Annotated in this window: 13 protein-coding genes; 1 reads left to right on the plus strand and 12 read right to left on the minus strand. The window is 48.4% G+C overall.

The window, feature by feature from the left end:
- Positions 1 to 7 precede the first annotated feature (7 nt).
- The 5 genes from ADIS_RS08445 to ADIS_RS08465 all read right to left on the minus strand — a co-directional run bounded on the left by ADIS_RS08445 (position 8) and on the right by ADIS_RS08465 (position 4571).
- Complete coding sequence (locus tag ADIS_RS08445; RefSeq protein WP_010854014.1) at positions 8 to 1375, minus strand: NAD(P)/FAD-dependent oxidoreductase; 1368 nt, start codon at positions 1373 to 1375, stop codon at positions 8 to 10.
- A complete protein-coding gene (locus tag ADIS_RS08450; protein WP_010854015.1) occupies positions 1368 to 2126 on the minus strand; it encodes a DUF547 domain-containing protein in 759 nt (252 codons plus the stop codon). The genes ADIS_RS08445 and ADIS_RS08450 overlap by 8 nt, the downstream gene beginning before the upstream one ends.
- 38 nt (positions 2127 to 2164) lie before the next feature.
- The gene (locus tag ADIS_RS08455) at positions 2165 to 2659 is read right to left on the minus strand and encodes a rhodanese-like domain-containing protein (RefSeq protein WP_010854016.1); all 495 of its coding nucleotides are present in this window, start codon (positions 2657 to 2659) and stop codon (positions 2165 to 2167) included.
- A gap of 66 nt (positions 2660 to 2725) precedes the next feature.
- On the minus strand, positions 2726 to 3712 hold the full coding sequence (locus tag ADIS_RS08460) for an alpha/beta hydrolase (RefSeq protein WP_155907284.1): 987 nt from the start codon (positions 3710 to 3712) through the stop codon (positions 2726 to 2728).
- Positions 3702 to 4571 carry an alpha/beta hydrolase gene (locus ADIS_RS08465; protein WP_010854018.1) on the minus strand — a complete coding sequence of 290 codons (870 nt, stop codon included), beginning with the start codon at positions 4569 to 4571 and terminating at the stop codon, positions 3702 to 3704. The genes ADIS_RS08460 and ADIS_RS08465 overlap by 11 nt, the downstream gene beginning before the upstream one ends.
- A gap of 186 nt (positions 4572 to 4757) precedes the next feature.
- On the opposite strand from ADIS_RS08465, the gene ADIS_RS08470 reads away from it, so the two are divergent.
- Positions 4758 to 5042, plus strand: a complete 285-nt coding sequence (locus tag ADIS_RS08470) for a TIGR03643 family protein (protein WP_010854019.1) — start codon at positions 4758 to 4760, stop codon at positions 5040 to 5042.
- Here ADIS_RS08470 and ADIS_RS08475 read toward each other — a convergent pair whose 3' ends face one another.
- The 7 genes from ADIS_RS08475 to ADIS_RS08505 form a co-directional block, all read right to left on the minus strand.
- Positions 5043 to 6119, minus strand: a complete 1077-nt coding sequence (locus tag ADIS_RS08475; protein ID WP_010854020.1) for an agmatine deiminase family protein — start codon at positions 6117 to 6119, stop codon at positions 5043 to 5045.
- The gene (locus ADIS_RS08480; RefSeq protein WP_010854021.1) at positions 6109 to 6984 is read right to left on the minus strand and encodes a carbon-nitrogen hydrolase; all 876 of its coding nucleotides are present in this window, start codon (positions 6982 to 6984) and stop codon (positions 6109 to 6111) included. The genes ADIS_RS08475 and ADIS_RS08480 overlap by 11 nt, the downstream gene beginning before the upstream one ends.
- A 232-nt stretch (positions 6985 to 7216) precedes the next feature.
- Positions 7217 to 8350: a 1-acyl-sn-glycerol-3-phosphate acyltransferase gene (locus tag ADIS_RS08485; protein ID WP_010854022.1), complete on the minus strand. Its 1134-nt coding sequence runs from the start codon at positions 8348 to 8350 to the stop codon at positions 7217 to 7219.
- Between the two features lie 297 nt (positions 8351 to 8647).
- Positions 8648 to 9244 (minus strand): 3-keto-disaccharide hydrolase, encoded by a 597-nt coding sequence (locus tag ADIS_RS08490; protein WP_010854023.1) that lies wholly within the window; start codon positions 9242 to 9244, stop codon positions 8648 to 8650.
- A gap of 56 nt (positions 9245 to 9300) precedes the next feature.
- Positions 9301 to 10650, minus strand: a complete 1350-nt coding sequence (locus tag ADIS_RS08495) for a Gfo/Idh/MocA family protein (RefSeq protein ID WP_010854024.1) — start codon at positions 10648 to 10650, stop codon at positions 9301 to 9303.
- 235 nt (positions 10651 to 10885) lie between these two features.
- Entirely contained in the window at positions 10886 to 11902 is a 1017-nt protein-coding gene (locus tag ADIS_RS08500) for an acyl-ACP desaturase (protein WP_035805290.1), read from the minus strand.
- Positions 11903 to 12076: 174 nt separating this feature from the next.
- Positions 12077 to 12964 carry an NHL repeat-containing protein gene (locus ADIS_RS08505; protein WP_010854026.1) on the minus strand — a complete coding sequence of 296 codons (888 nt, stop codon included), beginning with the start codon at positions 12962 to 12964 and terminating at the stop codon, positions 12077 to 12079.
- Between the last annotated feature and the right edge of the window lie 3 nt (positions 12965 to 12967).

Genomic DNA, 12967 nt, shown 5'->3' on the forward strand with positions numbered 1-12967 from the left:
CTCGTGCTCATTTTCCAAAAACCCACTGAAGCCAGGATTTCCGGCTTCTTTTTACTTGAATTCCTGTTTGGCTGATGAACGCCCTACGCACCGACCCACAACTAATCCGGTAGAACTCCGCATTGAAGCTGGCTTCCTCCAAACTTTCCAACACTTGCTCTACCCGCCACGCATTGGTGATCGCTTGATCAAAAAACACATGGTCAAGCCTCCATCCGATAGCATGTATACCCATAAGGATCCTGCTGTCTGAACGGTACACAAAACGCATCGCCACGGGCTCCTTTTCGTGTTGCCAGTAAAAGCTATCCACCTCTTCGAAGGGGCCAGAGGGAACCGATCCGTAAACTTGATACTCCAAATCAAAGAACTTGGCCGAATTGAACCAAGGGCCGGGCTTATAGGGATTTCTCTCAGACCTCCCCAGATTTCGTCCCAAGACTTCTCCGTGCATGCGTCCCGTATACCAGACCTGCTCGATCCGCCGTCTGTCAGGACCAACAGGCTTCTTAAATTCCGCACAGTCGCCTACCGCATATACATCTGGAATAGATGTTTCAAAGCAATCGTTTACGAGAATTCCCTTGTTTATTTCCAAGGTGGACCCTTCGTTGGAATCCTTCTTCAGGAACCCAATGTTAGGCACAACGCCCACCGTCAGGCCCACAAAGTCACAGGAAATCTCTTCCCCTGCGGTCGTTTTGACGGCAGAAACCCTCCCATCTATCCCGGGAAGAACAGCCTCCAAGGAGGTAGAAAGACGGAGATCCACGCCATGTTCACGAATGTGATTCCCTACCATACTCCCCTCCTCGGGAGGAAGCACATCTCCCCAAAAATGGGATTCGCGCACCAGCATAGTCACCGGAATCTTTCGGGAACGCAACATTTCTGCCAGTTCCACTCCGATCAAACCTCCCCCCACGATTACCGCCTGCTTCGTATTTCGGGTATTTTCTTCCAAAAGAGCCAAATCCTGAAGGGAGTATAATCCCTGTACTCCATCCAGATCCTCTCCCTGCCAGCCATACACCGCTGGCTTGGATCCGGTAGCCAGCACCAGCACATCGTATCCCATACGCCTGCCATCCTGGAAAACCAGCTCCTTTGTTCCGAACTCCACCCTATATACCCACTCTTTCACCAAAGAGATCCGGTTTTTATCCCAGAACCAATCCTCGTAGGGCTTTGTATGTTCCCACTTCATATGCCCCATGTAAATATACATGAGGGCTGTCCGGGAAAAAAAATAGAGGGACTCTCCAGACACCACCGTAATGGAAGCCTTCGAATCATTCTTCCTGATATACCGCGCGCAGGTAACGCCGGAAATGCCGTTACCCAAAATAACGATGTGTTTTTGTCCATCACTCATTTAAACGCCAATCATAGGGTATGTAATTAATCTTGGCACGTTCACTCATCTTTACCTGTGAATAACGATTCAAATAAGCCCCCAAACTACCTGATTTGGTAAAATCCCCCTTAAACCATGAGAACAGTTCCGAAAGCTCCGCTTTTTCTTTCTGTATCCTATTTCGCTCGGGATCGTTAATGAACCGCCTCGCTGCCCGTTCGAGCTGGGCTTCCAGTTTATCCGCCACATAGGCTTCATTGGCCAGCAGGGGACAGGAAAAAGAGGCACAGTTGATTGCAAAATGGATGCGGGGCTCATCAAATTCCTTTCGAAGGATCTTGTGTTCGATCTCATCAAGCGAGGCTTTTTTACCACCTATCGAAAAAAACTCCAAATGCCACACCGTGTTTATCAACGGGATGTTGAGTTTTGGGCCTATATCCTGAATGGTCTTGACCGGGTAGTGATCGATGATCAGTTTGACCGTAAAGGCGTTATAGGCATTGATCCAGTAGGCAAGCTGCTCGTCTATGGACCAGGAACTCCGGTCGGGAGGATGTGTACTCAACAGATCCAAATAGGAAACCAGCAGATCCTTGTTCCGAATAAAACCCGGATAATCAACCGTGCCATCCTGTCGCACGTGCTCTTTCAGTAGTCCATCAAATATCTGGTGGCTGGGGGGATTGGTCCCCTTCATCCCAAGGGAGGAAGTTCCACAGGATGGTGGGATCCAAAGAAGCCAAAGCAGCAGAAAGAATTTCACCATAGCCAAAATTACCAATCTACCCGGAAATCCCTGCCATTTTAATAGACCTTTTCTGCATTCTTTACCCAAACACCCCAGGAACGGCTGTATGCATGAACCTTTCGGGTGGCACCCTGATCGTTGTATACCGGATATCCTTCATTGACCCAATGGAAAATACCACCGTACAGGTTATATACCTTTCCAAAGCCCGCTTCCATTAGACGTTTTCCTATCTCCTGGCTCCTTGCGCCAATGGAGCAATAAACCACTACGGGCGTGTCCTTGGAAATGGAATCTACTACACTGAGATCAAAGGTATCATACCCCACCCACTTGGCAGACGGTAGATGGCTTATCCTGTACTCCTCCATTTCACGGGTATCCAGCAGGACTGCTTGATTCAACATTTCCTGATCAGACGGATATACCAGTGGAAAATCGGCATCATAAAATGCTTTCAGCAAAGCCCTATACGCCAGACTTTGCCCATGGGATTGCTCTGAAAGCAAAACCGTCCCGGCAAACAAAACCAGAAAAAGGGAACACTTCATGCTAGGGCAACCGATCGGGGGGTTGTATTGTTTTTTCTGAAAGATACAAATGCCACCCCATAAACGTCAAAGATATTCGCCCAAAAATCGGTCTATATAGAACTGACAGTAAGCGTTTACCTTTTTGGATAGATCCATCGTGTGGGGCCAGCCATGGAGGCGATGGTAATCGTAGGGTACACCTGCATTTCCCAACCAAACCGCAAGCGAATCTGCCTGGGAGACAGGGACCACGGAATCGATCGTCCCGTGGAATATCAAGGTGGGTGGCAAGCCCGGACGAATATAAAACCGGGGAGAAACCTGTCGGTACAAATCCGGACGCTCGTCGTATGTAGCCCCTAAAAACGAGATAGGTTCACCTCTACCCCTCGCTTCGTCCGTGGTAAGATCCGTGGGGCCATATAAGTTTACAATGGCCTTGACCTCACTGCTAAGTGCCCCTGCCTCACATTGCGGTTCAAAGAGGGGCTCTTCCCCAGCATAGCCAACCATCATGGACAGGTGTCCACCTGCTGAGCCCCCGATCAACACCATGCGTTCCGGATCGATCCCAAACTCCTCTGCGTGTACCTTTAGCCAACGAACCGCACAGTTAACATCTTGGACGGCTGCCGGAAATTTGGCTACTCGGGAAAGGCGGTAGGAAACCGTGGCCGTAACATACCCTTTTTGGGCATAATCGATCAGATAGGGCAGGTAATCCGAGCGCTTACCCGTCTTCCATGCCCCGCCATGTATAAAAACCATCGTGGGCTTTGGCTCATTTCCTGCGTCACGTAGCCGGTAAACGTCCAGCTCCAGTTGCAGGGTATCCACGGTCTTGTAGACCCTGTTTGAAAACACCTCCAACTCCTCGGGAATCTCGGGATTTCGGTCGATAAGTTTCAAAGCACCTACGCCATAGGCCAGTTTCATGGCCGTTTCGTTCCAAAATCCTCCAGGCGCTTTCAGCTCCCGTCCATTTCTTGGTGTGGAAACACATCCCTGCAAAATGTGGACTGATACCGTCCAGAAAATACCAAAGAAAATCAGTCTGTACTTACAATTCATGGCTACGGTTTGTTTCTACAAATTCCCTTACCCGGCGATAGGTCTTGGAGGGTGTATAAAGGAATTGTACGATCATTGGGATGTGTTTTTTTCGTTTTTGCAGGTAAAAACCGGGCTGAGGCGTATAGGGCGCATGGGCTTCCATAAAGCGATCCGCACCGTGGAGTATGCTTGGCTCCGTACGTCCTCCCACCATAATCATCATAGGCGGCATGGCATCATGCAAGTGGTACATCGGCGAGGCGTCCCTCCACACCTCCGGACTATCGGTAAAGGTACGGTTATGGGACGTTCCGGGTGCGTTATTGGCCTCCACTAAATAGGTAAACATATCCAATCCAGCAGGATCGATCAAAACGGCTCCGCGAATGGGATTGGAGGCAACCCCTATGGAGTCAAAGTATTCATCCCGTACGCTGATAAGCGCTGCCAGGTGACCTCCGGCAGAATGCCCCGATACAAAAAGGTTATTTGGATCCCCACCGAAATCCCCTATATGACGATGGGTCCAGTCTACGGCCTTGGCAGAAGCTTTGCCCATCGAATGGACCTTGTAGGTGGGACTAAGCGGATAGTCAATGATTACAGTGACGTAACCCTTTCTGGCAAACCGCCTACCGAGTGGAATGTATTTTTCTTTGTTTCCGGATCGCCAACTACCTCCATGAATAAACAAAAGCACCGGGTAGGGCTCACTCTTCACTTTCTTGGGGGCGTATACGGTCAGTTGCTTCTCGGGCAATTCATCCAAAAAACCCTCCTCCATATAGGGTATGTCCGGATGGATAACGATGGATCGAAACGAACACGCTTCCAAAGCAAGTAATCCCAAGAAAAAAACCGCAAAATAACTGCGCATAATAACAAGATTAGTATGCAATAATACGGATTTGGAGGGATTTTGTACCATCCCAATAGCTCGGAAACAACCAAGTAGCAATACATTCCCAAAAGCAAAAACAATGAAAAGGGACATTGCTGGGCAAAAAACCAAAACCAAACCCCTGCTAGCAAAGTTGTAAATGCCAAAAACAACAACCGTCAAATGAAAGAAGACCTTTTAGGCGAGCTAAGCCGGGAAGACAAGGATCGAATCGTGGAAATGGCCTGGGAAGACCGCACACCATTCGACGCGATAGAACGGCAATTTGGGGTTGATGAATCAGCTGTGATTACACTTATGCGGCGGGAGCTGAAACGAAGCTCTTTTGAAAGGTGGAGGGGGCGTGTACAGGGAAGAAAATCTAAACACGAGCTTTCCTCCCTATCAAACCGTTTTAAATGCTCGCGTCAACGCAGCATCACGCAAAACAAAATCTCGAAACGGTAGCTACACCTTGGGCTCCTGCTGACTCAGGCAATGGAAGGATCCTAACCCCCAGATGATATCCAGCGAATCTACACCCACTACCTTGCGATCTGGAAAACACCGCTGTAAAAGTTCCAATGCCCTGTCGTCGTTTTTGTCCCTGAATGTGGGTACCACGACGCAACAATTGGCTATATAGAAGTTGGCGTAACTTGCAGGCAGACGGGTGCCTTCGTAGACCACCGGAGATGGCATGGGCAGTTCCACGATCGAAAGAGGGCTTCCATCTAGCAGACGAAAGGATTCGAGCATTTTTAGGTTTTCGCGCAAAGGCTCATAATTCGCGTCACGCCTATTTTCCTCCACCACCGTCACCACGGTTTGGTCACTCACAAACCTGGTAATATCGTCGATGTGTCCATCGGTATCATCCCCGATGATCCCGTCCCCCAACCATAGAATCTGCTTGACACCATAGTACTTTCGGAGATAATCCTCAATCTCCGATTGGCTTAGGTGCGGGTTTCGGTTAGGGTTCAACAGGCAAGACGTTGTGGTCAGCAGCGTGCCTTTGCCATTGAAATCCACAGAGCCTCCCTCCATCACAATGCCAGGGCTGACGTAGGGAAGCCCAAGGTAATTGGCTATCTGCTCGGGAATTCGGTTATCCAGATCATAGGGTGGATATTTATCCCCCCAGGCGTTGTAATTCCAGTTGACTATTACCTTTTTTTGATCAGCGGCTGGATTGACCAAAAACGCCGGCCCATGGTCCCTGCACCAGGCATCGTTGGTTGGAAAATGGTGGAAAGTGATATTTTGAAGATTTACGCTTTCTTTCTCCAGGCAGGACGTTGCGAACTCCTCCATGGATCGATCCCGGACCATTATCCTGACTGTTTCCCCTGCTGCCACATGACCGATAAACTTGCTGTAGGGCGCGTAGATGGTTTGTATTTTTCCTGGCCACGAAGCTTCCTTGTGTGGCCAGCTCAGCCACGTTGCCTCATGCGACGCATATTCCGCCGGGAAATAATACCCTTGATCTGCCGGGAAGCCGCCGGTTACCCCTTCCGTTTGATTCGTCTTAGGATTCATCCAAATATCGATTTAATAGGGGGCTGTAACTGTCTATGCGCCTGTCGCGCAAAAATGGCCAGTGGGTTCGGTATCGATCAGATCCTTCAAGTGAAATCTCCACCACCTGAGCAGTCTCCGCTTCATGGTCGGCCTGAAACTCCACCCTCCCAAACGCGTTGCTTACAAAGGAACCTCCCCAAAACCTCATATCACCTTCAATGCCCACGCGGTTTACGGAAACCACGGGAACCCCATTGGCCACCGAGTGGGACCGTTGAATGGTCTGCCAGGCCTGGTATTGGTCTTGATTTGTCTGCGGATCCTGATCCTTGTGCCAACCGATGGCCGTAGGATAAAAAAGAATATCAGCACCCATTAGCGAAGTTATCCGGGCCGCTTCGGGATACCATTGATCCCAACAGATAAGCACGCCCAAATTCCCAAACTTGGTCTTGAACACTTTATAACCCAAGTCGCCAGGTGTAAAATAAAATTTCTCGTAATAACCGGGATCGTCAGGGATGTGCATTTTGCGGTATTTCCCCAAATAAGTTCCATCGGCATCCAACACCGCCGTGGTATTATGATAGAGCCCTTCGGCCCTTTTTTCAAACAAGGAAGCAATAATTACCACCCCCAGCTCTTTGGCCAAAGTGGAAAGGACTTCCGTAGATGGGCCGGGAATAGCCTCTGCCAAGTTGAAATTGGCATAATCTTCCACATCGCAAAAGTACAGGGATCGGAACAATTCCTGAAGGCATACAATTTGGGCACCGTCTTGGGCAAGCTTTCGAACCCCCTCTACGGTCTTTTGCATATTTTGAGCAGGATCAGCACTACATGCCAACTGCAGGAGCCCTACCCTTACCAATTTATTCTTCATGTATCTATTATTTTTCAGCGGTAAATGCCCACCCGAAACAATGCAGTCGGACAGGGTTCCCGCTTGGTTTACATTTTTTCTTTGCCGAAGGAATGTATCATGTCTACCGGCTCTTTTGGGTCGACTCGATGCACCTGGTTATGGGTTGCCATAGCGTTTTAGAATATTGCCAGCCTGACCCACCAGCAAGGCCTACCATCCGATCGGCAGACCTTGGGCAATTTCACACCCCTTAGGAGATTAGCACTCTTTGCTTGTTGAAAACAGGGTTTGCATACATCGCCAAAAAACTTTGTACTGCCACCGGGTTTTCCTTATCCACACCGGCTCGAAACCTCCTCTCAAAAGCGGCCTTATCTTCCGGCGTATAATGGCTGATGTATTCATCCGAATTGTTGAGGAGATCCACGGCAACGTAGTTGGTGGGCCAAAGTTGGAAATTGGAGATTATCACACGGTCTATCTCTTCTGCTATACGCTGCATTTGTCGGTTAAGCGAAGATTCTTCCCTGAAAATGACGTCAAATTCCCCTTGGAGCACTTCCCCTAGTGCAATATGGATACGTTTCTTTTGGCCCATAATGCCGCTTAGGAGGGTGCGAAAATCCTCGTTTTTGTCTTTCACGTAGGCTTCAGAACGGGCCTTGGCGAGCAATTCCGGCATCTTCTGCAAATCGGTGGGATCGTTTTCGTAGGAAATTGATACAGGTACAATCTTTAGGCGTTTGAAATAATCCGAAAGATTGCCGTCCTCACATCCCATAGAAAGCATCTTTAATACGCCTTTTTGGGTAAGGTCATTGCCATCCTTCGTACGTCCCTCCCGCTGTGCTATCCAAACGGAACGGTTTTCATAAAAGATGGAATCACGTATATACTCCGAATTCAATTTGGAACTTTCGAGCATAGCCCTCGAACTCAGGCCACGGTGAACGATAAAGCTACGGGTCAACTTGGCCAAGGCACGTAAAAATGGCTTTTTCACCAAATTGTCCCCTATCGCCGATGTAGTCATCTTGCATCCGTGTTCATACAAAACAGCGTTTAGCAAGGAGGTGTCCAAGATAATATCCCTATGATTGGAAACAAATAGGTAAGCCGAGTTCTTCTCCAGCTTGTCAAAGCCCGAGGTCGTCAGTCCTTTCGCACTTCTTTCCAATACGCGAAGTACCGCCTGATAAATGAAGTTGACCTGAAAATCCCGGATGGAGTGCGTTCGCAGTAATTGGCTTCGCCATTCCTCATCGGGCACATCTGGGAAAGTGAAATGCATAATGGCCTTCATCATAGGATGATCCGCATACTGCGCCAATGCGTCGTTTACTTCACTATCGTAATAAGGTCTTATTGCTTCAAATTTGGACATACGTATCATTTTACGAAGCCGCAAATTACAAAAAATGATTCAGGTAATTGGTACCGCTGTAATAATAAGTACGGAATAGTCCTACTTTTACGGCCAATCACCCTTTCTATTCCCTACCGGACTACTTTATTCGAGCACGCCAATATTAGACAGCTATGCGGTAGCCGTCAAACACAGGGAAGAGGACGGACTAGTCAAGCGCGATGTGATAATTGCGTGGAAGTTCGCTTGGCGATTTAAAAAGAAAGCCGACCGTCAAATTGACGGTCGGCCCTATATACGTTTAAAACAAGTTTTTTAAAGCTGCTTTAACCTCAAATTCCTCCAGGAGATCTTCAAACCTCCTCCGCTGTGGATCTGAAGGGCAATCTGCCCTTCTCCCTGACCGATTTTCTCGTCAGAGTAATCAACCATTTCCACGCCATTCAGCCACGTGGTCACCCGGTCACCCTGAACCCGTACTTTGATGTCGTTCCACTCGCCAAATTTCAGGTGCTTGTCTTTTTCAGGATCGGGCTTAATCAACCATCCCCTTCCATAGGATTCGTAGATCCCGCCGGTATCGTTGCCTGGAGGGGCTACTTCCACCTGCCAGCCCGAAACCTTAGTTCCTTCAAAGGTGGAGCGAAAGAAAATCCCGCTATTGCCATCCTGATCCTGCTTGAATTCGGCTGTAAGTTCAAAATCCTTGTAATTTTCCGTTGTGCCAAGATATCCGTACTCTGCGTCAGGACCACTCTCCGACACCAACACGCCGTTTTCGACGTACCATTTTTCAGTACCATAGATCTGCCATCCGGACAGGTCTTTGCCATTGAACAACTCAATTTCATCCGAAGCCGCGCAGCCCATCATCATAAGCACTGCGAAAGCCATAAACAAATTTCTCTTCATCTCAGGTTGTTTTTCTTTTAGATTATTTCTTAAAGGTATGTATTTGGATCTTAAATTTACACTAATTTCATATTTACCGGATCCCAAGCGATAAACTTGTCCTGGAAATAACTGTCGTTGCACAGCAACGCAGGCGCTGCCGCCCTAAAACCAAATACAGGGTCTTCCACTACCCCCCCGTTTTCCCGGATCGCCGTGAAAAACTTCCCGAAATGGTCGTAGTGTGCCCCTTTGTATCCCGACTCTACTTTATAAACCATCTCCCTCGGGGGCAACATTTTCTTCCTGACCTCAGCCCCCTGATTCATGCGGGCCTGTTCTTCCAGAAAGGGATCATTGGACGCCGCACTTTGATTGTTTTTCACCACTACCTCGTCCCATTTCACATCCATGGATCCTTTGCTTCCTACGATTTTTAGATAGGTGGATCCGCTGGTGCCATCCACAAAGTTACAACGCAGAGATAGATTAAATCCGGGATGCTGAGGGCTGTCCGGATAATCAAACATCCCCAACAACACGTCCGGCACCTCTCTGCCATCCTTCCAATAACGAAGGCCTCCCATCGCAGATATTTTCGTGGGTCCCATGGAGTTGGTTATAAAGTGCAGGCTGGTAAACAAATGGACAAAAAGATCACCCGACATGCCAGTACCATAATCCAGGTAATTTCGCCAGCGGAAAAACCGAAGCGGATCAAAAGGTCGATTCGTGGTATTTGAAATGTATCGTTTCCAATCTACCGTTTTCTCTGACCCATCCGGCGGAATGGCATATTGCCAGGCCCCCTCAGGAGAGTGACGGGCCCAAAAACCCTCTGCGTAATTGATGTCGCCGATCGCACCTTGTGCCAGCAGTTCCTTGGCCTTCTCATTGCCCAGTGATGAGATACCCTGACTACCTACCGTGAAGATCTTGCCGGACTTTCTCCACGCATCGATCACCTCATGCCCTTCTTTTACCGAATGCACCATGGGCTTCTCGCAGTATACATGTTTGCCGGCATTTAGCGCGTCGATGCTTATCTGCTTATGCCAGTGGTCCGGGGTGCCAATGATGACGGCATCCACGTCACCTCGCTTGAGCAGCTCCTTATAATCGGTTGTTGTAAATAAGCTGTTGCCCCATTTTTCTTTAGCCCGATGTAGCCTGCCCTGGTACAGGTCGCAAACCGCGACCACTTGCACATGCTGATGCAATAGGGCAGTTGAAAGATCTTCGGAACCCATGATGCCCGCGCCTATCAGGCCCAATCGGATCACCTGATTCGCTGGATGCGCAGCTTGACGGTGTAAAATATGGAATTCAGTTAAACTATTGGCAGCCGCAAGTGAAGAGGGGACCACCGCAGAAGCAGCGCTTGCCAAGCCCAACTTCTTAAGAAAAGACCTTCTATTGTTATCCATAGATCGCATTTAGGTTAAATTACGCTACAAGATACGAATAATGTTTTTTAAATGATAAATTTTTTAGCGAGTGAAGCCCACTTAATGTATTTTTTACACAAACTTACTCACCGCACTACGTTGCGGTACAAGGCACAAAAAGCTTTAAACGTCGGACAGGTCTAAAAATGGGTAGCTAAAAAAAAGCGGGAGGATTCCATCCCCCCGCTAGGCAATTAAAATAGGATCTAGCCAATTAAATGGGCTTGATTTGACTTAGCCATGCCAAATTAATCTCGTCGGGAACCTTCATCCGCTCCGCCAACCTCTCATAACGGGCAGACAGTCCCGCCAAGTATTCCTGGGCTTTCGACGCCACGTCATTCAAACCCGTGGCTGTTTCCACGTTCCAGAGCTTAACAAGGTGGTCGATGATCCGGGCATAATCCCATCCGGTATATACACCGATTTTTTGTGTGACCGCCGAGAATTGATCAAAAATACTCGGGTTAGGCCCTCCCTTGCCCATTAAAACAGCCGGCATCACAATCTGCTTGCGCATCATCTTTTCAAATGCCAACATGGCCCCGTTGGGATCAATTTCGAAAATCCGCGTCATAAAGGATTTGTAGGCCTTCTCATGCCTTGCTTCATCTCCAGCTATCTGTTTGCATATTCTCCCAAGCACCAAGTCACCGGCCTTGTCGGCCAATTTGCCCGTATTCACATGGGAAATCTTCGTTGCACGCTCCTGAAAGGACGTATAGATGATTGCCTGATAGGGATCCTTTTCAGAGCGTGGATCGAATCCATTATAGATCAATCTATGTATGGTCTGCTCTACCTGGCGCATATCGCACCTACCCGAAAGATACAGGTACTTATTCAACAGATCTCCGTGGCGGTTCTCCTCTGCTGTCCATGCCCTTGTCCACCTAACCCAACCCTTGGGGCTGGTCAGGTTGCCGTCCTCATTCACCCCCTCCAACATGTTAAAGTAGGTCTGATAGCTTGGCAACGCCTCCTCCGTGATCATGTTTCCCACGAGGGAAGTGATGATCGTATCGGGGATGCCTGCTGCCCGCTCCCTGAGCAGCTTTACCTGATCCAGTGCATCCGGCTGGGCCATATCCGGCAGAAAATCCGTAGGTTGCCAACAATCGTCGGGATCCATCAAAGTGGAATCCACCGTGGCACTTACCAATTCATTTAGCTGACTTACTACCTCGGCGTTCTTTTCTACCTCGTAGTTTATATTATCTGATTTACTCATAAGCAACATGTTATTTCGACTTTATTTTGCGGAATCGACTGTAGGCTAAAAAGTGTACCACAAATAAAGCATTTTTGGCGATAAAATTAAAATGTTTCGTTTTCCTCTATAATACCACAACAAACAGTTGCTGGTTATAATTCAGTAAAGCCTCATCCTTGGTGCACAAAACCATCAAAATCTATAGTCAAGGCGATAAGCCACTACCTTATTCTTGAAAAACGTAGGCACCAAAACGATGTTTTCTCCCGGAATAAAGCCGACATCAGCTGTGTTGGATTCCTCTGCACTTGTGTCTAAGAGAAGGGTCTCCTTGCCATCCCGAATTAGGTATATCTCGCCTTTCCATCGAGTAGCCAAAAAGGTGTTTTCGTCAAGCAGAATCAATCCGTCGCCTCCAGTCACTACATCGTTCAGCAGCTCGAAGGTTCCGTCAGACCGGTACATCTTCAACCCCTCGGCATCCAGTCCATAGAGAACCCCATCCGGGCCCACACGTAGACCATTGATATTTGGCTGATTATCAGTAAAAACACGTATCGCGCCATTTTCGAAGTACAGAATCCGGCCGGCTCGCATATCCGAGAAATAAACTCGCTTACCGTCTGTATCTGCATCGTTTAGAAACTGGGCGTTTTCAACCTCGTATCTGTTTAGGATTTCTCCGGAAGCCAAATCAACTTCCACCAAGACATCGACGTCCGTAACGTACAACTTGCCGTCCATTACGGTCATTCCCTTAGGTGCATGCAACCCTTTTACCCACTCCCTTTCGACGATCTCACCATCTCTGGAAATGATGGAAATGGAACCAACACCATCCTTCTCCGCAGGACCTCCCTCGATATTGGCTACATAAATCTTTCCATTGGAGGGCTCAAAGTGTACCGACTCGTTGGTGATCAGATCAGCAGCAGTCTCCCACAAAAAGGTAAGTGACGGTTCGACAGCAGTGGATGCTTCCTCTTCGATAACTACCTGATCGGATGACGGAGACCCGCAAGCGACTACCAAGCCTAAAGCAAAGACCATAAATAACAAGAAAACAGGGGATTTTTTCATGTT

The organism is Lunatimonas lonarensis (genome assembly GCF_000390185.1).
Lineage (GTDB): Bacteria > Bacteroidota > Bacteroidia > Cytophagales > Cyclobacteriaceae > Lunatimonas > Lunatimonas lonarensis.